This window comes from Methanolobus sp., assembly GCF_016278365.1.
Taxonomy (GTDB): domain Archaea; phylum Halobacteriota; class Methanosarcinia; order Methanosarcinales; family Methanosarcinaceae; genus Methanolobus.
In genome coordinates this window covers 189,439-210,253 of the sequence record NZ_JADQBZ010000007.1, presented here as the reverse complement: position 1 = coordinate 210,253, position 20,815 = coordinate 189,439, and the positions used below count along the sequence as shown (strand labels likewise).

Here is a 20,815-nt window from a genome sequence, read left to right as displayed (position 1 = left end):
CCAACAATCTTATTTTTGTAAATATGATATTTGCATCAGGGCATTCTTTCTATTATCTCGCCCATTCTCTTGTTCTTCTTGTAGAAAGCTGTCGTATCCTTGAGGAAATTAGATGCGGTAATTCCCTTGTCAGTGATGGTATACCCGCCTCTTTTCACTTTCTCTGCCAGGCCTTCAAGCTGGAAAATGGTTTTCATCTTGCTACCGATACTTCCCTTATCTGCGAACATATCAGTGTATTCGCGTATCTCTGAGAACTCTGTTATCTTTCCCTCATTCTTACTGAGGACTTTCAGTATGAGCCTGTATTGGATATCCCCTGGTCCCTGATGTATACCCAGTGACTGGTAAAATTCAGCGACTTGCTGTTCAAGCCTGACATCTATATCATCAGACATTGATATCAGCCTCTTCCTCATCATATTCGTCGAATTCTGTATCCTCTTCCTTCTCGTACAGGTTATACTCATATTTTTGGATCCCTAGCTTTTCCTGTAAGGTCAGTGGAGGGAAGTAGGCGAGGAATGCCTGTACCGTGCCGATGAGTACAAAAATTCGTGCGGCAAGCTGCATTGCATCATCGAGCGTTATCATGTCGGTAAGCATGAAATCAAAGACAAAGGAAATAGCTACCAACGGTAAAGCTGTCCTGTAACGCAGCCTCTTTGGCATACGCTGGAGGAAGATAAGGAACAATAATCCTATTATCATTGCAGTGGGTATTACAAAGAGCCCTATCAGGTAGATGTTTATTGCGATATCACTGTTGATAGTGAACAGGGATGTCAGGGGTGTGATAGTCGGGCCAATGACCCCGCTGGAAAAGAACAACGCGAGGTAAGCAGCACCAAACAGAACAAAAAGGGCTGATATGACGCCACTTATTTTCTGGTCACCTATGATCACATACAGGATGAAGAAGACCAAGGGCACTGCAACGAAAGAGAAGGGAACTGCAGCAATATAATACATAAAGAGGTCGAGTTGCTGATTTCCCATGTATGCAGCTATCATCCTCACTGTTGTAGGCAGGTAGGTTAGTCCGACAAGTATCCATAAGACAATGAGAGACCAGAGTGCAGGTTTACTCTTTTCATTATGCTCCTTGCCATCGCGTGCAAGCACCCATGCAAAAGCAAAAGAAGATAAGGCTATTGCAAAACATATGGTTGCATTTAACAGTATCCCGGTACTCATCTTGACCTCATCCCTCATTTTTATTTATTATTATATATTAATAATCTAATAGTACAAAAAGATAGTGTTTGAAGTTTGATATTTCCAACCAATGATTATATATATTTGAATTATATATAATTTACATATCCAATAATATCTGGATAATAGGAGGATTGTACATGAAAGCAAACAGAACACATTTAATGAAAACCAACACGCGAGCCCAGGTGGGTATTGGTACTCTTATCATATTCATCGCCATGGTACTCGTCGCGGCTGTCGCGGCAGCCGTGCTGATCCAGACATCCGGTATACTACAGCAGAAAGCCCAGTCAACCGGTAAGCAGTCAACCCAGGAAGTATCATCTAACCTGATGGTCAAGAACATCGAAGGTGTACGTGCAAAAACTGGGGCAAATCTCTCTGAGACCATTGACCTACTCAAACTTCAGGTAGCTCTTAACGTGGGGAGTTCTCCTGTTGACGTGAATCAAGTAGTAATCTCCATCACAGATGGCACGATTGCACATAATCTTGTCTATGGAGGCAATGGTAAATCCTATGGTGTAATGACCAATTTTTCATCTACTGGTACATCTGCAGAAAACTTGGCGGCATTGTTAACTGAGGGTACCAATCCTAGTAAATTTTATACAGTCGATAAGATACGCGATGAGGACGGTTCTTTCTCACAGGCAAATCCTGTAATGAATACTGGTGATCTTATTGTGGTATACATTTCAACCACATCATCCACAGGAGCTACCCTCGGTGCTATAGGATCGACTACGGGAACACTTGTATCCTCAGAACTGACCCTTGTTCCAAGAACTCTAGTGAATATTGTACTGACACCTGAATCAGGTGCAGCCACTGTTGCTGAGTTTGTAACGCCTTCCTCTTACGGCGTTAAGGAAAATGTACAGCTGTATCCGTGATGCAGCTAATGATGTGTAGCTAATCTACACATCACCCAATTTTTCGGAAGTGGTTTCCATGAAGACTAAAATGAAGACTGGGATGCTCGCTGATGTGCAGGCTCAGGTTGGTATTGGTACGCTTATTATCTTCATTGCCATGGTGCTTATCGCTGCGGTCGCTGCTTCTGTACTTATACAGACATCCGGCATTCTCCAGCAGCAGGCCCAGTCTACTGGTAAGCAGGCAACCCAGGAAGTTTCATCTAACCTGGTCGTCAAGAACATTGAGGGTGTCCGGGCAAAGAACAATGCTACGGATATGGCTGGCAATGTCTCTCTCCTGAAGATGCGGGTTGGCCTGAATGTAGGGAGTGCCCCGGTGGACCTTAACCAACTGATAGTTACGATCTCCGATGGTTCTAACACTAACGATCTGCTCTATGCGAACAATGACAAGACTCATGGGTATGCGATGGCAGATTTCTCAGACTCAGCTACTGCATCTGTGAATTTGGGAAAGCTGCTGACATCTACTCAGACCACTCCCGGTCATAATGCAAGGTATTTCTTTACAGCACAGAAGATCCGGGACGATGATACGTCGTTCACCCAGGGAAATCCTATCCTGAATACCGGGGACCTTGCAACTATATATGTGTCCACTGTCTCAGGTAGTGATCTTTCGTATACGACCATTGGCGATATATCTACTGCCGGTGGTCAGAGGGATTCCAATCTTGACGTTGGACCGCGCACAACAGTTACGATAGTACTGACGCCTGAATCGGGCGCAACGACGATGGCTACCTTTTTAACCCCTTCGTCTTATGGTACAAGGGAAGCAGTCCAGCTCTATCCATGAGCCTGGCTGTCCTTATCTTTTTAGAGGGATGATATGAGCAAAAACACTACCTGTTTACTCCTGATTATATTTTGCTGCTGCTTAGTTTCAAATGCTTCAGCAGGAGCTTCGTTTACAAATCATATAGAAATGCTTGAGAGTTCTATTACATTTACGGTGAATGAGACATACACCGATGCGGATGCCCTGGCTTTCAGGGAAGACCTCGATACAGATGATAATGGCACTCTTGACACCTTAGAAATCGAGGATTTCCGGGAACGTTACTTGTCAAATGGCGGGGCGCAATTCCTGGAATATATCATGATTGATGATGGTGCCCTTCCACTGACAATAGATTCTATCGATATTCAGTTCGTAAATGCACAGGGTCCGGTGGATAATTCCACTTTGAGCGTGACAACAACAGTACAGTACAGTATGAGCTCTGTTCTCTCCGCAGGAGTACATGGTGTATGGGTACTCGGCCACCCTCTTATTGATAACATGGAGTTCGTTCTTCCCAAAGGCATGGAAGTGGTCTCTTATGATGGACTTGACAATACATCCCAGTCAGTGCACGGTGGCCGTGTTGTGTTGGAAGGAGTAAGTGGTATACGGTCTTTTGTGATAGAGGACAAGCCTGCGTTCGAATATGCAGCCTATGTAACTTTTCAGAAAGAACCATTCTATAAGGGCAGTTTCTTTCTCCCTCTCCTTGTAGTGATTGAGATCATACTCGCATCAATAGCGTTATATATAATTAAAAAGAATAAAAATAAATAATCTCCAATAAAAATACCTCTATAATTTTTATCGATCCATTTGGTGCTCACATGAAACACAGGTCATCTAATATCATTTTAATCCTTGTCCTTGCATCTGTCATCTTCCAAAGCGGTTGCATTAGTCAATCCTCTGAAGAGTCGGTCGAATCGACAGTTGTGGATTTCTTGAATGCTGTCAATGCAGATGATTCGGGTTTAGCTTTTAGTATGTATAGTGGCAAAGATTTCCTTGCACCTGCAAGCATCACGATGATATTCAAGAACAAGGACATCCAGGCAGGGGGTATCAAGGAGACGAATATATCTTCTATGGAAATATCCGATTCCCTTGCGCTTGTGGAAGCTGAATGTGTTGTTGCCAGCCTGGACATATCCGGGAAGGAGAAGAACACTTTTATTATTCCTATCTATTTCAAACTTCAGAATTCTGAGGTCGGCTGGATAATCACCCGCGTTTCTTTCCTGCCTCTTGAAATGGGTGAAGCAGCAGCACTCAATATAGAGGTTCAACGAACGGTCATAGATGATATCGCTGATAATTCCGGAATAATATTCGTGGCATCGGTCATGATGCTGGGTTCAGGTGTTTACCTGAATAAGAAGGACAAGAAAAAGATGAAAGGCCAGAATCGGACAGTAGATACTTCCAATGCTGCATTACTGCCCAAAGAAACCCTTGCCCAGTATATCAGACTCGTACCTGCCCAGCAGGTCACTGTTGGAAATAAGACGGCTGTTGATGTGTGGGTAAAGAATTTTGCGCAGCAGCCATATGTGAACTTTGCCATCAAAGCAAAGTTTGGGAACACTGTGGATATCGAAAGTATAAATCTTTTCTTTGACAGTATAGCTCCAGGCGAAACTGCAAAAAGAACATGGGTTCTGAAACCAAAGCTTGCAGGCTGGGTAGCTGTTGAAGAGCCCACTGTGGTCTTTGAATATATGGGCAACAGGTACACGGGTGTGCTAGATCCGGTATGGATCCAGGTCCAGTAAACATACTTTTGAGGTGATAACATTTCTGCAACTCAAAAAGAAAAGGCAGGCAGGCAGGATAATGAGCATATCGATGTCATGAAAGCGCTAAATGACGTAATGTCTTCCTACTTTAACGATCAGCTTCAAGACACCAACCTTTCTGATGTTTCTCATGAAGTTACAAAACTTCTGGAAGAGATTAAAGACGGTATTGCCAGTGATACTTCTGATGATAACCCTGATAACCTCCCCGTTACTCTGGAAGAAGTGAAGCAGCCTTCTCAGGAAATCTCTGAGAATATTCCTGACGATGCAACAGCAACTGACGACGGGCCTCTTACCCTTCCAGGAAATGCTCTTTTTTCAGATGCATTCAGGGAAGTGGAATTCCAATCAGTTGATATTGCTATTCAGGAGGATGATCGTGTATCTGTAAAGGATGAAGATGACCTGATCTATTCAAAGATCGTATCTGAAGCATTGAAGGCTGTTCCAAAGCAGGTAGTTGCAACAGTTCTTGACCCTGTTGTGAAAAAATCTGTCAACAAGCCAGTTGAGCCGGTACCTTCTGGGGAAATAAAGGACAGTAGTGATACTCCCGTAATAATTGCTAATTCCAGTGTTAGTCCTTTGCCTGTTTCAGCAGATAAAGGAGTTCATTCCCCCGGTCAACTAACCCCTTCAATTAACAAAGCAACAAGAAAGGATTCCTTCTTAAATATCAAAGCTGCACTGGAAGTTAAACAGAAAGCTTTTCCTAAAAAGAAAGATTCTAAAGGTGATGTTCCTGACAATGTGCCTGATGCTGCAATAAAAACAGTTTCTTCCGGCAAAATAGCTTTTCTGTATAGTGGAAAACATACTGCACATAATCCTTCTGTGCTTTCTATCAAGACATTTGAAGTTCCTGACAGGATCACAAAAGCAATGTGGTATCTCGAGAAAAGCAACATATTCCAAAGCAGTCGATATAGTCTGGTAGATGATTTCCCGATGGCGTCAGAGAAGGATCTCTTGCGGGTACATGATGACTCTTATATACGTTTTGTAAGCAATTATGCCTTAAACGGTGGCGGTTTCCTTGGTGATAGCACCTATATCACTCCTCATACCTATGATATAGCAAAGCTGGCAGCAGGAGCTGCAGTAAAAGCTGGCGATATGGTTGCCGGTGGTCAGTACTCTTTCTCTTTTGTCATGACAAGGCCTCCAGGACACCATGCAGGAAGGAACAGGTATGGTGGTTTCTGTCTTTTCAACAATGCAGCTGTTCTTGCCAGATACCTGCAGGAAGTAAAGGGCATAGAGAAAATAATGATACTTGACTGGGATGCACATGCAGGGGATGGTACCATGGAAATATTCTATGATGACCCGACTGTGCTTACAGTATCCTTGCACCGTGATCCTCACGGATTCTATCCTCGAAGGGGTTTCACCAAAGAAACCGGATCAAAGGCAGGTAAAGGATATTCTGTCAATGTTGAGATGCCGCCGGGTTCAGGGGATGCGGAATATATGTTCGCCTTTGACGAGGTCGTGCTCCCGCTTATAGAAAGCTTCTCGCCGGGATTTATAATATGTTCGTGTGGATTTGATGCTTATTACAAAGAGAAGAACGTCGGATTGAACCTGACATCAGAAGGTTTCCATGGAATGACTTCCAAAGTAAGGTCTGTTCATAGTAGTAATTTTGTGCTCCTGATGGAAGGAGGATATCACGATCTTAACGGGCAGCTATGCCACAGTGTGTTAAACGCTCTTGAAGGAAAGCCAAATCCGATGCATGATACACTTGAAGTCTCAAGTTTCAGGCAGAATCAGCAGAAGCAAATATTCGCAGATGCCATGAACAAAGTAAACGAAGTAAAAAAAGTTATCCCGATGCTTCATGAGGTGTTAGTATAGTCCGCGTCGGCCTTACTCATAATGAGAATCATCATCTGCATGATCCTCTGCTCAATGGATATCCCAGTCCTGAGAACCCATCCCGGCTGGACCGGATACTTAGATACCTGTCTGAGAGAAGGTACCTGGATGACGGAGGATGTTATTTATTCAGGTCTGAACCTGCCACTATAGAAGATATACTGAGGGTGCATACGGAAGAATATGTTGCCAGTGTAACAGCAAGTATCCAGCAATCCCGGAAGAATCTCGGAAAGGACACTTACCTGTGTGAAGGTTCCTTTGATGTTCTTCTCCAGTCAATAGGCGCTGTGCTACGTGCAGGCGAAGTAGTGGCGAATGGTTCATGTGATCATTCTTTTGCCTTAGTGCGTCCTCCGGGACATCACTCAGGAAAATGTACCTCGGGTGGATTCTGCATATTTAACAATTCAGCCATACTGGTTCATTTCCTGAGGCATGCCTTCGGAATCAAAAAAGTAGCAATACTGAATATAGATGCTCATGCTTCCGATGGCACATACGGCATATTTTCTGCCGACCCGGAGGTGCTATGCATTTCCGTCCATCAGGACCCTTTGAAAGTTTATCCTTACACAGGATTCATAAAAGACATAGGTGTCCGTCCGGCGCTTGGTCTTTCAATCAATATGGAAATGCCTCCCCGGTCCGGGAATAGGGAGTATGGCATACTTTTTGAAGACATCATCGAAAAGGTAATGAGAAAATTCGATCCTGAAATTATTATCGTGGAATGTGGTTTTGATGCCTACCATAAAGAGTCCTTATCAGAACTTGATCTTACTGTCGATGGATATTATGATATGATCAATCTTCTTGCCAGCCAGTGGAAAGTTGTCTGCCTGCTGGAAGGAGGTTATCATGAGGATATCGGTTTGTTGTCAGCAGTTGTACTTGAAGGACTTATGGGCAGAAGGACAATTAAAGATGGTATTGACCAGGTAGACCTGCTTGCATCCCGGCATATAAACACGAGAAAGGAGTTCCAGGAAAAACTATCAAAATTGAAATTGATATTGAATCCTTACTGGGACCTGAACAAACCTGCTCTCTGTCATACAAAGTGAGTGTTTCCATATGATCGAAATTGCAAAAAATGCCGAAGGAGTACGTTTTTGTGTCCTTGAACATCCTTTTGAGCTTGATAAGCTGGAAATCGGAGAGTTCACTTATTTTAAAAAGCACCTTGGCATGTCGGACTACATGGCAAACTTCAAAAGCTGGCTTAAGAGGCCGACAGTATATCTTATTGTGGCGGTGCGGGATAATCATATCGTAGGCTGGTCGATGAATGAGAGCTGGAGCAAGCCTTCCAGTGACAGAAGGCCAATATTTGTGCTCCGCGCAATCGAGATCTCTCCTCTCCTCTCCCATAAGGGCCTTGGTCGCGCCCTTTTCATCCTTATCTCCAGAATCCTCCCGGGCCATATGATCACAAAACCCGTGAATCTGGAGGCTAAGAGGTTCTTCAGTTCATTGAATTTCAGTTTGCCTGCGAAGAATTACCCTATTGAGCTGGCAGATCATCCGGGTTATTTAATACTTGATGAGGGTACTAAACTTAGCCTGTCTCTTGATGGCATGGGTGTGGTTCAGGACTGGACAGCCGCCTGTAAAATGAAATTGTTTCCCAAGGAAACGCCTGCTACCCATAAAGAACCTCAACTACCTGTTCCTGCAACCTGTAAGGTCGGGAACATGAGTAAGGGTGCTGATCAACCCGGGAATGAAATTAAAGGCATTGCAGAGCATGAAAAAGGTAGTGCAGTTGAGGTAGCTCTGCAAAGTGATTCTCTTTCATCCATAGCCGGAGATGTACAGGAAGGATTTATCGGGAACCAAAAAATGCTCTCCTCGTGTGAATGCGGTGAAAATATGGCTGATAAATTCCTCCTGGACGGTAAAAAGCCCGGAACCGCTTTTGTATGTACGTCCTGCAAAAAAGAGCGCTATTTCCTTCCACTGAAAAAGACTGGCTGACCGGAAGTTCCATTCACATACTCTGGATGAGTGTGTTTCTCCCGGGTTCATTTTATATTATTATTAAAATAGAAGAGTATTAATAGACGTAGTACATAGATAGTTTAATTATAATTATCTTTATATATTAGTTATTAAGGTCAAATATTAGGTGTAGACTCATGGCTCAAGAGCAGGGTATAGCAAAAGTAGATCTAACATATATTTTCAAGGCTGTGATGATGGGCAACTCCCTGTATTCAGATAACTGGGAAAAAGGTGTCCTTTATCTGACCAATCTTAATCTCTGGTTCTCGGAAGGTGGGGGCTGGTCAACGATACCTTTGCAGAACATCACAATGATAGGCAGGGAGGTTACGGACTCTATAAAAATGAAGGCTCAAAGGTCCATTGGCACTTCTCATGTTCTCATAATAGATTACGTACAGGCATCCAGTGTCATTCAGGGCGCAACCTCTCCGGCAGTTGCCCTGTTAGCAGGTAACGAGGCTGTGATTAACACTTTAAAGACATATCTTCAGCCAATATGTGGCACTCCTGCAAAGAAACAGTCCCTTTCTGATATTGATAAAAAATTACTGTATATGTTGTACACAGGTGTAAACGACCTGCAAAAACTTGCATTCTTCACCGGAGCTGACAGCCAGACACTGTCTGACAGTTTCAAGAGCCTTAGGGATCAGAAGTTGTGTGATAACTCCGGCACCCTGACAGAAGAAGGCAAGAAACAGATTATGGAGATGATGTAAGATGTGTCACTTTAAAGCTTTCCTGCCGCGGAGGTGGCAGTATGAGTGATGTTCCTCCCGGCCTGCCCCCGTTCATGACCGCTTCGCCAGGTGGAACGCCTCCGATGAATGAAGGTAGCTTTGCACAATCCATGGGTGTTTTTGGTGCGTTGCTTAAGATACAGCAGAACATCAGCGACAGGTTCCCTCTGGCAAAAGTTCCCTGGAAGGAGACGCGAAAGCTTCTGAAGTCATTCACGATCGATGCCATCAAATCAACTGCTCTATATAATTTCCATGTCAAGCTCTTTGCGGAAGCAGGCCTGGGGTCGATGCAGTTGATATCATACGCTCCGATGAATTACATTTTTGCGGTTCCGAACAATCCTGTCTGTAATTGTTACCCTGCCCTGAATAACCAGAAAGTGTGTGTTGCGACCACTGACGCTCTTTACAGGTTCTTTACCGAAGAGCTTGAGCTGGAATGCTCGGTCGAGGAGATCGAATGCATCAAGAATGGTGATCAGGTCTGTAAGTTCAAAGTAGCCCTCCAGCCAATATCTGCCTATCAGGTCCTGCTCGATGAGAATGACAAGATGATCCTTTCAGGTATCAGGCCGCAAGTTGATGAAAATGAGCTTGTGGAGAGGGTCAGGGCACTTACAATATATAAACTATTGGATAGTGGAAAGCTTTCTGAGATAGGTCACGCTTACATGCAGTTTGCAGCTAACATGAAAAAGCCGGAGAAAATATTCGATCCGCCATGGAAAGCACAGGAAGAGCTTGCATCTATAGCTTCAACTCACAATACTTTTGGATCGGCCTTTGGTGCAATGGCACAAAAAGTCCAGGCTAGTGCTCCGGTACCGCCACAGCCTGCCATGCAGGTAGCACCGGAAAGGAGTGTAGAGATTCCGGAAGAAGCTAAGAAAGCAGACAGTTTTGCCGAACTTATGGCTAAGATGAAGAAAGGTTAGAAGAGGTCACATAATGTCCGGTTCAAAAAAAGATTCCATGGATGATTATCTTTCAGATTTCATCGGTAAAATGGTCCGTGTTATTACGCCATCATCACATTACAGGGGAGAATGTGCAGGTATGGATGCAAAAACCAATAATATCCTGCTGAAAAAGGTTGTTAAGAAGAACGATTTAGGATGGGTTGACATAAGCGATCATATGCTGGTGATGGGCTCCTCGATCGAGGCTATATATGTAGAGAAAAGTTTTCCCTTTGATAGTAATGAATCATTGATCCTTTCCGTTGAAATGGGAGAATTGAAGGCAAATGAACCTGAATCGATCGACTTTGAGGTATGTGAATGAGCAGAGAGAGAAGGATCCCAACCGGGATAGCAGGTCTTGACAGGGTCATTGAAGGCGGTGTCAGAGATAATACTACCTTGCTTGTTGTTGGCTCAAGTGGTACGGGTAAATCTACCTTTGCCATGCAGTATCTTAATTACGGGCTGGAACACGGTGAGAATGGTCTTTATATCAGCATGGAAGAGCCACCTGAGCAGATAATGCGTGAAGCAAAGATGCTTGGTTTCAATCTGGATAAGTATTACGAAAAAGAGTTATTCTTTTTCCATTCAAAGGGCAAGGATTTTGTAAAGCTTGTAGATGAGCAGCTGCCTGCACTGGTGGAGATGAACAAGAACTTCTCTGTGAAGACACGTGTTGTTATCGATCCCCTGACGCCTCTTACATGGGCTATCCAGGATAAGCAGGAGCAGCGTGAGGTAATCACCAAGCTGTTCTATACTCTAAAGCAACTGGGTCCGGTCCTGATAACAACCGAGGAGCATGCAGCTCCGGGTGAGACCATAGGCGAAGATGTACTTATACCCATATACATGTCCGATGGTGCAGTCCACCTTACCTATCGCCCTATAGGCGGTGCTTTCAACAGGGCTTTGGAGATTATAAAAATGCGTGCCACACGGCATGGTGAGGAAGTGTATCCTTACATATTCGTGCGAGGTATCGGGGTTGTAGTGCGTACCACTCCGCTGTTGTCAGCTGAAGACATGCGTAAGTATGACGATCTGTTCAACAAGGCTATAAGGACAGCTGCAGACCTTGGTGCCAACGAAACAGTGCTTGAGCGTCTTGCCTATGTCAAAGAGAATTGGTCCTATCCATTCTCACCTAAGGAAACACTGCAGATATTCTTCGAATCCCAGGGACTTACTGATGCGCTTACCAAAGATGAGATCGCCCGACGAAAAGAAGAGAGCAAGCCTTCTGACATACAGCTTGACCTGAAGGAATTGTCAGTGAAAGCTCCGATTGAATCCGTTGTCGCGGAGCCTGAAGAAGAAGGCCTGATAGAGATCGAGAATCTCCGTGATCTGGAAGAGATGATACAGTAATAGTACAGAAGTGGTGAACTTGGTGGTTAAAAAGACAAAGGAAGACCTGGAAGATGTATCTCTTCTGAAGTTTGCCCTGGTTTCACAGTTAAAACGGACCTATGAGTCCAGTGATGCCGACGTATTGCTATTTGCAGGTGCAGATGGCAGAATATACGCTTCGTATATCCCTGATAGTATAGGTCCCAAGATATTTGAGCTGACAAATCTCATCAGCCACAATCTGCTGCATGTAAGCCAGCAACTTGCTATGGGACTTAAGCAGTCGGTAATAGAATATGATTTTGGGACTGTCATCTTCTCATCCGTGGGAAGAGGTGCACTCCTGATATCTCTTTTTGCGGGTAAGGCTGACCTTTCCGATGATATGCATAAGATACAGGTTGCAAGGGAGGTCATACAACACATATTTGAGCAACGTCCAATGACGGCCGACCAGCTATCGAATTATTCGGAAGAGGTAGCTTCAGAACTGCGCATACTTGCCAAGATCGTGTTCAATGAGATGTACACTCAGTCTTCGGAATATAAAAAGAATATGGAGATACTTGCTGACATCAAGGAGAAGATTACGGGTGTCATGGGCAGGGGTGAGGTGGAGCCTACACTTGCAATGGCCTTCAATGAGATCGCCTCTTCTCCCAAGTGGATGACAGAAGACCTCTGGCCTTTGCTTGTCGAGATGATCATCAGGGACCAGATACGCCCTCTGCATGGGGATTATGTTGCTGATGTGTGTGAGGCGGAGTGGATCCCGGATATAAAACACAAACTGGAGTCGTTTGTATGAAGTGGTGGTACTAGGATGGGTAGCGAGATATGTGCCAGGACTCAAGCAGAGGATAATCCTGCGTCCCCTGCTTCTGACTGTGCTGATGACGGTGCAGGGAGCCTTCAGGGTCACGAGTACAACGAGGAATGCTCTGGGAAAGAAGCTGAGATATCCAAAAAATCCCCTTACATGGGAAATGCATCTGTTTCTGACTCCAGGCACCGGGAAATGGAGGAGAAACTGGCACTCTTTGAGAGGGAATTAGAAGAGCTCCGGGTGCAAGTGAGCGAGGGATTCAGTGAACATGGCGGTTCGATCTCTTCTATCCACACCGAGTTGTCTAAAATGTCCCCGCAGGCTGAGTTCAGACAATTAAGAAGGGATTTCGATGTATTCTCTAAACGCCTCAGAAGGATCGTAAAGTCAGAGGATTCACTCAGTGCTGAAACGCTTGACGCTGCAAAGGTCCCTCCCGATGTGCTTGAGATAACTTATGCCAAAACCCTGAACGATCTGTATGCTGCCATGCTGAATATATTCGGTGACAGGGAATCGTCAGAGATTGTCGAGAATACCAGGGATAAGGTCCGTCAGTTCAGTGCAGGAGTTGACTTTTTCAGGTTTGAGAATGGAATATTCCTTGTCAGGGGGCTCTCAGATGCCGTGTCCTCAAAGCTCGTCTCAATAAAACAGATCCATGCAACCTATATTGAACTTTTTAAGATATTGTCCCAGGCGGTTCCTAATTTTAGCTCACAGGACTTCAGGTCTTTTGTCGAAACCGGCAGCCGGGAATATACTGTACAAAAAGTCGTTTCCCATGACAAGTCCATTGAAAAGATATCTTCCAGGTTGCCGGTTATAACTGAAGAACTTACAAACCTGACAGAGAACATGCAATTCATGGCCGAGCTTCAGAACAACCAGCTCGAAGATACCAGGTCACATGCAGAGGGAATCGAAGAGATCAAATCCCAGATGAAGAATATTACAAAAGCAGTAAACCTCCACACAAAGGCATTACGGAAACTAGGCAAAACCCTTGAGGAGTTCCGCACTCTGGATAACACTGCAACTGTGTCTCCTTTTCAGGAACCTCCTGAAGCACTTCAATCTGACCTGGTTTCACTTAAAGAGAGTATGGATTTAAAAGTGAACCGTGATGAGGTGCTTACTATCTCTGAAGCTGTTGCTTCTTTGCGGGATGAGATCAACATTACTCTTGAACATATGCAGCAGCAGGTGCTCCAGTCCATACATGACTCCGAAAAGATACAAGACATCCATGCAGATATTTTAAATGTGCGAGAGGAGCTCGTCCGGCTCAGGTCTGAAAATGGGAGTACCCGGAATACATGTACAGATGAGTTCTCTTCTGGGCATATTGAGCAGATGGTCCTTGAAGAAATAAAGGATTCCGGGCCTGTGACCCTGAAACAACTGGAGAATCAGATAAGCTCCAGATGCGGTTTAGATTCTGAGGAGATATCAGCTCTTGTCGGTCAGATGGAGCAGGCTCAGTTGCTGCTGTCTTTTAAAAAGGGCAGATATACTTATTTTACTTTGAGGGAACTGGCTAACGTATAACAGAGCGGTATGGGAAAATGTCTGTTAATGGTATGTGCATATTGCATAAGGCTGGGAATATCTCTTACTGCCTGCTTGAATCGGAGGATGTAGTAGACGATCTCAAGATTGAGGTAGGCCTGTCCAGTACGCCGGGATTCAATTATTTTCATAATAAATTTGCAACACCCTATGATTTCCTGATGAAAACCTCTGTTTCCTCAGGACATGCGCTGTTCGTTTCCATTGATGCCAGCAACCGGCTTCTTGGATTTGCCCGGTTTGAGAAGGTGTCAGATAATATTGAAAAGATACACAGGGGAAAGAAAAATGTTGTTCAGCACTCTGTTCATCTCCTCCGCAGTATTGAGGTTCATCCATCTTCACGGAACATGGGAATCGGTAGACTCCTTTTTGCTATCGCTGCTAAAACCTTGAGATCAAATGTGATAACAAAACCTGATAATCCTGATGCTTCTCGTTTCTTTAAGGAAAGGCTGATGTTTGATGTCATATGCGGCACTGACTGTATATCACCACGCTACAGGGATTGTTTAATCCTGCCATATCCTAAAGCCAGGTTCCTTCTCAGGCAGCTTGCATGTAACTATCCGCGGATGGTCATGCCTGAACTGGTTGATTCATATGAATCCCTCAAGTTCAAATCAAATATGGGTAAACCTATCTCAAAGAATGATGTGCTTGATTTTGAACAATACCTGGCCAGTTCCAGACACCTGCTGGATCGAAAGCTTTCAGAAGAGATGGACATTCTTCTCGAAAGCCTCTGTATCTGAGTACCGGAGCCCAGTTTCCTTTTATAGCAATTCTATCCCTTTCACGCTTATCACAAAGGGATGCCTGCCGGGAATAAAGTCGCTACCACGTGTCTTGATCACTTCCAGATGCCTTTCAAGCCCATTCTCAGCAATTTTTTTTTCAAGGGACAGGATTGTATCCACCATATATGACCAGTGGCTGACATTAATGGATTCCGGGCTTATTTCTCCGGTGACAATGAGCAATATACCCTTTTCTTCAAATTCCATGAACAGGTTCTGAACGAAGGTCCTTAGTTCACAGCCCCGAAACTCTCTTTCCTCAAAAGTACTGCATATTGCTTCCAGGGTCGTTATAGTGTCAATGACAACCATGGTCGGGGAAGTGCTCAGGACATTATCAGTAATGTATTCGAATATGGAGAAATCTCCTTTGGCGATGATATCTGTGCTGATCGAGTGGATGGCAAGCATTCCGGAAGTGATCACCTGTTCATCGAAGAAATCAAGCTGTCTGGTGGTTGATATTATCTTGTCCCTTGAACCTGAGAACAGGGATATATATGCACATTTCACCCCTCTCCCGGAAGCATGGAACAAAGACTGCAGGCAGAGGTTTGTTTTGCCGGTGCCGGTGGTCCCTGCAACAAGGACTGTTGACGGCGAGATAAATCCCCCGCATAGGATATCATCCAGTCCTTTTATGAAAGATGAACTTTTCATGTTTTCTCACCATGTGTTCCATGCTGTGTCTATTTATATATTTATCGAGAAGTAAGTGTATGCACAGGCAACTTCTATCCTGTTTTAATGCTTTCGGATATTTTCCAGATTTCTAATTAGTCAAACTTATATATTATCACATCTATTAAATTTTACACATAGTAGTCCAATCACAATATGCACTGATATTTATGTCTAACCTGCACAATGATCCCGATATCCTGGAGTATCTTAATGATATAAACAGACGTTTAAATAACCTTGAGTTGCGTCTGTCGAAAATCGAAACTTACTCCCCGCCCCAGATCGATGATAAAATGGCTGTTTTTCTAACAGTTCCTGATTCTATCCGTAAGTCGCTCTTCGCTGTTTCTGACCTTAAGTCATGTACCGCGGATGAAGTAAGTGTAGTTACATGCAGGCACAGATCCATTGAGAATAAATACCTCAATGAACTTTATCGGGGTGGATGGCTTGTGAGGGAAAGGAAAGGTAAAAAAATATACTACTCGATGAAGAAAAAAGATGAGCCCGATGAAGATGGCCACTGGTCCGCAGTCGAGGAAGTAGAAGACAAGCTTGACCGCTTGCTGGGGTGAGATAAGTGCTGCTAAGTTTTCATTCATATAAAGGTGGAACGGGTAAAACAACATTTGTTGGGAACCTCGGCGTGCTGCTATCGATGCGGGGGGAGAGGGTATGCATTATCGATACAGATGTTAATGGCCCTGGCATCCATTCCCTTTTCGACATCAAGTATGAGTTGACACTTATTGATTTCCTGCAGGGGCAGTGCAGGCCATCTGATGTGGTTTACAGGCATGGCAGCAATGAACTTTACATAGTGCCTTCAAAGGCGTGTGAGGAAGATATTATCACAATGTTCGATACTCCCGGAGAAGGCAGAGAAAAAATGCTTGAGCTTGTAAACACCATCCATAAGGACTTTTCCATTGATCATTTCCTGTTCGATTGCAGTCCGGGTATTAACAGGTCCAGTTTGCTTGCTATGAATATTGCTGACAGGGCGACTATCATCTCAACCATCGACGTACAGGATATAAGGGGAACTTATCTTCTTTCCAGTATGGCGGACAAGCTGGGAACCCGGGCATATCTGCTTTTTAACCGTACTCCCTCTGATAAGCGCAAGGAGATCGATGAAGTTGTAAAGGAATTCAGTAAAAAGCTTGGTACCAGGCTCATGGGCTCAATCAGTTTTGATAATTCGGTAGCACGTGCCTGGTCGCGCAAACTTGTGATGGAAGATGAACCGGATTGTGACTACTGCTTGCAATTAAAAGAAATTGCAGAGAGATTGGTCTGAGATTTTGCTTAATCATTAGATAATGAGACTTTATGTCAGGTGATATTAAGGTCTCTTATCTGCTTATTTGCAATAGCATCCAGTTCATTTTGTTCTTCAGGCGTAAGCCTGAATATCTCTCTTATCTTTTCCATATCAACATCCACAACCTGTGTAGTGGCCAGTTCTTCGCCATAAAGATTGTAACAGTTCTTTGGCTGCCCGTCCAATCCTACTTTTTGTATGTTGCTGATATTAACTCTGAAAATATTATTAAAAATGCCGTTTATATTTGCTTCATATCCAAGATCCTTAAGTCGTGTCCCGGAAGTAGCCAGCAGGGTTGAACGTTTTTCAATGCACTTATTAAGAAGCGCCTCAAGGAACTTGAGAAAAGGTTTCCTGTCTACTGAGGATGCCATATCATCGAAATTCTGGATAAGTATTATGTGCTGTTTATCAGCGAGCAGTTTTCCCAGTCCGATCAAAGTACTCGTGAAGTTCCTTGAAATAGGGAGGAGTAAAAAGTCTGCATGGAGATTCCTGGCCATATGTTCGGGCGCTTTACCCCAATGCAGACAGATGACAGGCAAGCTGGAAAAAAAACCAAGGCTGGTAATCATATCTGCCAACGGCTCTGTCTGCTTGGAACCCTCGTGGAAGAAAAGTGAACACTTCCCTTCAAGCAGCTTCAGAAAATCAGTTGATACCTGAATCGATTTATTTTTGCTCATATTGTTTGGGCCGCGGTTTCAGTGAACTTCTCGCTTAGTAATATTGATATTATCACGTATTAATATAATGGTCCAAATTAATTTTCAAATGCACGATTAACTTTGTTTTAGATTTTTTTCCTTTTTTTTCCAGTTTCTCTTGCAAGTATATTCTTTTTCGGCTCAGAGCCCGAAAAGATTAAAACCTATAGCAACAGATGTTAACCGAGGTGCTTTAGTATGTCAAAGTTCCAGAAAAGAGGTTATGAACGTAAGGGTGAAAAGAAACACGAAGAACTCGATGAAAAACTGCTTCAGGAAAACCTCAACGACCTTGTAAAAGAAGGTGGTGAAATAACAGATTGAACATACAAATGCACATTGAAGTGTTGAACAGCGATATTTCGAATACGGAATTAGAGGTTTCGCAAGGAACCACTTATGAAAAGATTCTTGAAACAATCGGTCTCAATCAAGAGACCGTCCTCATTTTAAAAGACGGACAAGCCGTTCCGATAGATGGGATGGCTATGTCCGGCAGCTTAACGATCATATGCATTGCATCACAGGGATGAACTCTGGCAATGATTCTGAAAGCAGGGAAGAGTGAGTTAACTGTAATCCTGTTCGAGAACAGGTTGTACTCTGAAAAAAAGGATTGAGATATTTTGTTTCATGACACACGTGGTTTTCATCCCCTGCCTGCCGGCCCGCAGCTGTCAGGAAAGGGGACTCCACCTTTCGATAGATAAACTAACCGTAAAACTAACATGCATCACATTTTACGTGTGATGTTCTTGAGTTTGGTAATAGCATCCATCGTTGTTCTTGTGTCTTCTATTATCTTGCGCTCATAATGCTTGATTATATCTTCAACAGGAGCGGAAAGCTTGTAGATCTTTGTAGGTCTGCCCTTTCCAATAGCTTTTTTGTTGTGGATATCTATCCAGCTTCTTTCGCGCATCTGCCTCATGGCAACACTTACTTCCGGCTGTCTTAGTCCGGTGCTCATCTCTATTTCCTGTGAGGATGCTTCCTGCACATTGGAGAGATAAGTAAGCGTTGTGGCGACGTTCCTAGACATTCCCAGACTTTTCAATGCGTCAATGAATCGGTAGTCTGTGTCATCCAGTATTTTTACTTCATATTCTTTCATAATAACCCCTTATTTAATTGTGCTCACTAGGAGCTCTACTACATAGTATGCAATTATTATATTTAAAGTTATATATGGTTATATTTAAAGTCCTGAAAAACTAATAATTTCGAGTAAAATTCACGCAGTTTTTAGATAAAGATGTAATTTTATTCTTCAACTCCGTTAAGGAGTTGAAATAAGCATCTTTGTTGCCACCAAATATCTCGGCTTGTATCTTTTTCCCGACAATATCATCGTATCCGGCCCGGAGCCTGAGCACCAAAGATCCCGGAAATATGTGTTTCCTGTGTGCAAAGCCGTCACTATCCCCGTCAGTGATTCCTATGATGGGTACTCCAAGCCTGTAGAGTATATCCCCCGCAATCTCGGTGGTATCATCACCTATAGTGACCGCTACCTGCGCGCCAGCTGCCAGCTCAAAAGACTTTTCTGCCTCATGGTCAATAATGACCGCCCTGATGCTGCCCGAAGGGTTCATGAATTCTTTTAAGGGCATACTTTCAGATGTAAAAACACTTGTCTTTTTTTCCTTATACAGGCGTGCTGAGAAGTTGTTGCCTCGCAGAGGGCCGCTTTTTATCCAGCACTTCGTGATGTCAATAGGCGCTCTTTGCTCATATCTGTGAAGTTTCTCAAGGCCATGCTCCTTTATTCTGGCTCCTGTTATCCCGGTGATAAAACCGTTCTCTGTGATAACGCTGACATCTCCGGTGAGCGCATAGGCGACCACTATGCCATTAATGAGTATATTCTCTCCGGGATGTACTCCGAACACTTTTCTCACTATCCGGTGCCCGTGATCCTCAATGCTTATGGGTTTAATCACTTCCGGGACTGCCGACAAACCAATCCCCAGCACCTGAGCAAGTTCTGTGGCAAGGTTAATTGAAGACTCATTCCACGGTATCACTTCCCCGTCATCACATGAAGGCCGCTCAATCTGGATAAGTGGCTTTATATCTCGGTTTTCAAGATTCCATACTACAAGGCTAGCAAAAAAGCGTCCATTATCAATGGTCTTACCATGGTTCAACAGAAAAACGACATCTTTTGTCATGAAGAAATTATCAATGCATGCGCTTGGCCTGAGAGATGCCTGTATATCTATCAGTTCCTCAAGATGAGCATCAAGTACGGCAGTCTTACCTATAGTGCCTGCCATGATTGAGCTGGTATTCCCGAACCCTTCAAGTGTTTTTATTATCTTCAGCGCCATTCCCGAATCAATGATATCCGGGCCATGGATGACTATGCCTATCTCCATATTGCTTTTCATAGGTCTGTTTATGTATTTTGTTATATGGATATAACTATTCTTCTATGACAAATTATTAGTCGGATAAAAACTACAATCTGATCATGAATAATGTCAGACTGACATGGCTTGGTCACTCGTGTTTTGAAGTGCTCTCAAAAGACAGGTTGCTGATAGATCCTTTTCTTGATAACAATCCTGCAGCAACTGTCCGCTCCACACAAGTGGAGCCAGACTTCATCGCAGTCACACACGGACATTTTGACCATCTGGGTGATACTGTCAGGATAGCGCGACGGACCGGATGCAGGGTGGCCTGTATTCATGAACTCTCACAGTACCTCCGGTCCAGGAATGTCCTGACAGAAGGAATGAACATCGGTGGCTCTATAACACTGGGGGATATTGCACTTACAATGACCGATGCCTGTCATTCATCCTCTATAGATGAAGCCGGACACTCCTTTGATGGCGGAAAGGCTGCAGGTTTCATCATTCGTGTGGGAGATGTCTGTATTTATCATGCTGGCGACACAGGCTTATTCAGGGACATGCAGATGATAGGGGACCTGTATAAACCCGATGTTGCAATAGTACCTATCGGAGGACGATATACAATGGATGCTTATGATGCAGCCCTCGCTGTGAGTATGTTGCGCCCGAAAGTTGCAATACCTATGCATTATAATACATATGATCGCATTTCGCAGGATCCATCTATTTTTACATCTTATGTAAAAAAGGCATCAGGTATCAACGTCATCATTCTCAAGGTAAATGACTCTATTGAACTATAAGCCAAGATATGCTTACCTTAA

At 43.8% G+C, this 20,815-nt stretch carries 25 protein-coding genes; 19 read left to right on the top strand and 6 right to left on the bottom strand.

The window, feature by feature from the left end:
- Positions 1 to 35 precede the first annotated feature (35 nt).
- Together QZZ22_RS08455 and QZZ22_RS08450 are read right to left on the bottom strand one after the other, a co-directional pair.
- The gene (locus tag QZZ22_RS08455; protein WP_292464040.1) at positions 36 to 398 is read right to left on the bottom strand and encodes a hypothetical protein; all 363 of its coding nucleotides are present in this window, start codon (positions 396 to 398) and stop codon (positions 36 to 38) included.
- Positions 391 to 1,215 carry a hypothetical protein gene (locus QZZ22_RS08450; RefSeq protein WP_292464038.1) on the bottom strand — a complete coding sequence of 275 codons (825 nt, stop codon included), beginning with the start codon at positions 1,213 to 1,215 and terminating at the stop codon, positions 391 to 393. The genes QZZ22_RS08455 and QZZ22_RS08450 overlap by 8 nt, the downstream gene beginning before the upstream one ends.
- A 143-nt stretch (positions 1,216 to 1,358) precedes the next feature.
- On the opposite strand from QZZ22_RS08450, the gene QZZ22_RS08445 reads away from it, so the two are divergent.
- The 14 genes from QZZ22_RS08445 to QZZ22_RS08380 all read left to right on the top strand — a co-directional run bounded on the left by QZZ22_RS08445 (position 1,359) and on the right by QZZ22_RS08380 (position 14,859).
- Complete coding sequence (locus QZZ22_RS08445; RefSeq protein ID WP_292464036.1) at positions 1,359 to 2,117, top strand: archaellin/type IV pilin N-terminal domain-containing protein; 759 nt, start codon at positions 1,359 to 1,361, stop codon at positions 2,115 to 2,117.
- Between the two features lie 58 nt (positions 2,118 to 2,175).
- Entirely contained in the window at positions 2,176 to 2,961 is a 786-nt protein-coding gene (locus tag QZZ22_RS08440; RefSeq protein WP_292464034.1) for an archaellin/type IV pilin N-terminal domain-containing protein, read from the top strand.
- A gap of 33 nt (positions 2,962 to 2,994) precedes the next feature.
- A complete protein-coding gene (locus QZZ22_RS08435; protein ID WP_292464032.1) occupies positions 2,995 to 3,726 on the top strand; it encodes a hypothetical protein in 732 nt (243 codons plus the stop codon).
- 50 nt (positions 3,727 to 3,776) lie between these two features.
- Entirely contained in the window at positions 3,777 to 4,724 is a 948-nt protein-coding gene (locus QZZ22_RS08430; RefSeq protein ID WP_292464030.1) for a hypothetical protein, read from the top strand.
- A gap of 78 nt (positions 4,725 to 4,802) precedes the next feature.
- Positions 4,803 to 6,614 carry a histone deacetylase gene (locus tag QZZ22_RS08425; protein WP_292464028.1) on the top strand — a complete coding sequence of 604 codons (1,812 nt, stop codon included), beginning with the start codon at positions 4,803 to 4,805 and terminating at the stop codon, positions 6,612 to 6,614.
- Positions 6,611 to 7,702, top strand: a complete 1,092-nt coding sequence (locus QZZ22_RS08420) for a histone deacetylase (RefSeq protein WP_342765094.1) — start codon at positions 6,611 to 6,613, stop codon at positions 7,700 to 7,702. The genes QZZ22_RS08425 and QZZ22_RS08420 overlap by 4 nt, the downstream gene beginning before the upstream one ends.
- A 10-nt stretch (positions 7,703 to 7,712) precedes the next feature.
- A complete protein-coding gene (locus QZZ22_RS08415) occupies positions 7,713 to 8,615 on the top strand; it encodes a hypothetical protein (protein ID WP_292464026.1) in 903 nt (300 codons plus the stop codon).
- Between the two features lie 161 nt (positions 8,616 to 8,776).
- Positions 8,777 to 9,364, top strand: coding sequence for a hypothetical protein (locus QZZ22_RS08410; RefSeq protein ID WP_292464024.1), 588 nt, complete (start codon positions 8,777 to 8,779; stop codon positions 9,362 to 9,364).
- Positions 9,365 to 9,405: 41 nt separating this feature from the next.
- A complete protein-coding gene (locus QZZ22_RS08405) occupies positions 9,406 to 10,323 on the top strand; it encodes a hypothetical protein (protein WP_292464022.1) in 918 nt (305 codons plus the stop codon).
- Positions 10,324 to 10,336: 13 nt separating this feature from the next.
- Positions 10,337 to 10,672: a hypothetical protein gene (locus QZZ22_RS08400; RefSeq protein WP_292464020.1), complete on the top strand. Its 336-nt coding sequence runs from the start codon at positions 10,337 to 10,339 to the stop codon at positions 10,670 to 10,672.
- Positions 10,669 to 11,724, top strand: coding sequence for an ATPase domain-containing protein (locus tag QZZ22_RS08395; protein WP_292464018.1), 1,056 nt, complete (start codon positions 10,669 to 10,671; stop codon positions 11,722 to 11,724). Before QZZ22_RS08400 ends, QZZ22_RS08395 begins: the two co-directional genes overlap by 4 nt.
- Positions 11,725 to 11,746: 22 nt before the next feature.
- Positions 11,747 to 12,514 carry a hypothetical protein gene (locus tag QZZ22_RS08390; RefSeq protein ID WP_292464016.1) on the top strand — a complete coding sequence of 256 codons (768 nt, stop codon included), beginning with the start codon at positions 11,747 to 11,749 and terminating at the stop codon, positions 12,512 to 12,514.
- A gap of 15 nt (positions 12,515 to 12,529) precedes the next feature.
- On the top strand, positions 12,530 to 14,083 hold the full coding sequence (locus tag QZZ22_RS08385; protein ID WP_292464014.1) for a hypothetical protein: 1,554 nt from the start codon (positions 12,530 to 12,532) through the stop codon (positions 14,081 to 14,083).
- A gap of 17 nt (positions 14,084 to 14,100) precedes the next feature.
- A complete protein-coding gene (locus QZZ22_RS08380; RefSeq protein WP_292464012.1) occupies positions 14,101 to 14,859 on the top strand; it encodes a GNAT family N-acetyltransferase in 759 nt (252 codons plus the stop codon).
- 21 nt (positions 14,860 to 14,880) lie between these two features.
- Here QZZ22_RS08380 and QZZ22_RS08375 read toward each other — a convergent pair whose 3' ends face one another.
- Complete coding sequence (locus QZZ22_RS08375) at positions 14,881 to 15,564, bottom strand: ATPase domain-containing protein (RefSeq protein WP_292464010.1); 684 nt, start codon at positions 15,562 to 15,564, stop codon at positions 14,881 to 14,883.
- A 191-nt stretch (positions 15,565 to 15,755) separates the two neighbouring features.
- Between QZZ22_RS08375 and QZZ22_RS08370 the strand changes: the two genes are divergently transcribed.
- Positions 15,756 to 16,163, top strand: a complete 408-nt coding sequence (locus QZZ22_RS08370) for a hypothetical protein (RefSeq protein WP_292464008.1) — start codon at positions 15,756 to 15,758, stop codon at positions 16,161 to 16,163.
- Between the two features lie 5 nt (positions 16,164 to 16,168).
- Positions 16,169 to 16,891 (top strand): MinD/ParA family protein, encoded by a 723-nt coding sequence (locus QZZ22_RS08365; protein ID WP_292464006.1) that lies wholly within the window; start codon positions 16,169 to 16,171, stop codon positions 16,889 to 16,891.
- 35 nt (positions 16,892 to 16,926) lie between these two features.
- Here QZZ22_RS08365 and QZZ22_RS08360 read toward each other — a convergent pair whose 3' ends face one another.
- Positions 16,927 to 17,604 (bottom strand): hypothetical protein, encoded by a 678-nt coding sequence (locus QZZ22_RS08360; protein WP_292464004.1) that lies wholly within the window; start codon positions 17,602 to 17,604, stop codon positions 16,927 to 16,929.
- A 219-nt stretch (positions 17,605 to 17,823) separates the two neighbouring features.
- Between QZZ22_RS08360 and QZZ22_RS08355 the strand changes: the two genes are divergently transcribed.
- Positions 17,824 to 17,949, top strand: a complete 126-nt coding sequence (locus QZZ22_RS08355) for a hypothetical protein (RefSeq protein WP_015052396.1) — start codon at positions 17,824 to 17,826, stop codon at positions 17,947 to 17,949.
- Positions 17,946 to 18,158 carry a hypothetical protein gene (locus QZZ22_RS08350; protein ID WP_292464001.1) on the top strand — a complete coding sequence of 71 codons (213 nt, stop codon included), beginning with the start codon at positions 17,946 to 17,948 and terminating at the stop codon, positions 18,156 to 18,158. Before QZZ22_RS08355 ends, QZZ22_RS08350 begins: the two co-directional genes overlap by 4 nt.
- 200 nt (positions 18,159 to 18,358) lie before the next feature.
- Here the strand turns inward: QZZ22_RS08350 and QZZ22_RS08345 are convergent, their stop codons facing one another.
- Positions 18,359 to 18,739, bottom strand: coding sequence for a hypothetical protein (locus tag QZZ22_RS08345; protein WP_015052395.1), 381 nt, complete (start codon positions 18,737 to 18,739; stop codon positions 18,359 to 18,361).
- 100 nt (positions 18,740 to 18,839) lie between these two features.
- Positions 18,840 to 20,018 carry a DUF2117 domain-containing protein gene (locus QZZ22_RS08340; RefSeq protein ID WP_292463995.1) on the bottom strand — a complete coding sequence of 393 codons (1,179 nt, stop codon included), beginning with the start codon at positions 20,016 to 20,018 and terminating at the stop codon, positions 18,840 to 18,842.
- Positions 20,019 to 20,101: 83 nt separating this feature from the next.
- On the opposite strand from QZZ22_RS08340, the gene QZZ22_RS08335 reads away from it, so the two are divergent.
- The gene (locus QZZ22_RS08335) at positions 20,102 to 20,794 is read left to right on the top strand and encodes a metal-dependent hydrolase (protein WP_292463993.1); all 693 of its coding nucleotides are present in this window, start codon (positions 20,102 to 20,104) and stop codon (positions 20,792 to 20,794) included.
- Positions 20,795 to 20,815: the final 21 nt, after the last annotated feature.

Coding starts and splice junctions, on each gene's coding strand:
- QZZ22_RS08455 (WP_292464040.1), bottom strand. CDS start 398: ATGTCTGATGATATAGATGTCAGGCTTGAACAGCAAGTCGCTGAATTT.
- QZZ22_RS08450 (WP_292464038.1), bottom strand. CDS start 1,215: ATGAGGGATGAGGTCAAGATGAGTACCGGGATACTGTTAAATGCAACC.
- QZZ22_RS08445 (WP_292464036.1), top strand. CDS start 1,359: ATGAAAGCAAACAGAACACATTTAATGAAAACCAACACGCGAGCCCAG.
- QZZ22_RS08440 (WP_292464034.1), top strand. CDS start 2,176: ATGAAGACTAAAATGAAGACTGGGATGCTCGCTGATGTGCAGGCTCAG.
- QZZ22_RS08435 (WP_292464032.1), top strand. CDS start 2,995: ATGAGCAAAAACACTACCTGTTTACTCCTGATTATATTTTGCTGCTGC.
- QZZ22_RS08430 (WP_292464030.1), top strand. CDS start 3,777: ATGAAACACAGGTCATCTAATATCATTTTAATCCTTGTCCTTGCATCT.
- QZZ22_RS08425 (WP_292464028.1), top strand. CDS start 4,803: ATGAAAGCGCTAAATGACGTAATGTCTTCCTACTTTAACGATCAGCTT.
- QZZ22_RS08415 (WP_292464026.1), top strand. CDS start 7,713: ATGATCGAAATTGCAAAAAATGCCGAAGGAGTACGTTTTTGTGTCCTT.
- QZZ22_RS08410 (WP_292464024.1), top strand. CDS start 8,777: ATGGCTCAAGAGCAGGGTATAGCAAAAGTAGATCTAACATATATTTTC.
- QZZ22_RS08405 (WP_292464022.1), top strand. CDS start 9,406: ATGAGTGATGTTCCTCCCGGCCTGCCCCCGTTCATGACCGCTTCGCCA.
- QZZ22_RS08400 (WP_292464020.1), top strand. CDS start 10,337: ATGTCCGGTTCAAAAAAAGATTCCATGGATGATTATCTTTCAGATTTC.
- QZZ22_RS08395 (WP_292464018.1), top strand. CDS start 10,669: ATGAGCAGAGAGAGAAGGATCCCAACCGGGATAGCAGGTCTTGACAGG.
- QZZ22_RS08385 (WP_292464014.1), top strand. CDS start 12,530: ATGGGTAGCGAGATATGTGCCAGGACTCAAGCAGAGGATAATCCTGCG.
- QZZ22_RS08380 (WP_292464012.1), top strand. CDS start 14,101: ATGTCTGTTAATGGTATGTGCATATTGCATAAGGCTGGGAATATCTCT.
- QZZ22_RS08375 (WP_292464010.1), bottom strand. CDS start 15,564: ATGAAAAGTTCATCTTTCATAAAAGGACTGGATGATATCCTATGCGGG.
- QZZ22_RS08370 (WP_292464008.1), top strand. CDS start 15,756: ATGTCTAACCTGCACAATGATCCCGATATCCTGGAGTATCTTAATGAT.
- QZZ22_RS08360 (WP_292464004.1), bottom strand. CDS start 17,604: ATGAGCAAAAATAAATCGATTCAGGTATCAACTGATTTTCTGAAGCTG.
- QZZ22_RS08355 (WP_015052396.1), top strand. CDS start 17,824: ATGTCAAAGTTCCAGAAAAGAGGTTATGAACGTAAGGGTGAAAAGAAA.
- QZZ22_RS08345 (WP_015052395.1), bottom strand. CDS start 18,739: ATGAAAGAATATGAAGTAAAAATACTGGATGACACAGACTACCGATTC.
- QZZ22_RS08340 (WP_292463995.1), bottom strand. CDS start 20,018: ATGAAAAGCAATATGGAGATAGGCATAGTCATCCATGGCCCGGATATC.
- QZZ22_RS08335 (WP_292463993.1), top strand. CDS start 20,102: ATGAATAATGTCAGACTGACATGGCTTGGTCACTCGTGTTTTGAAGTG.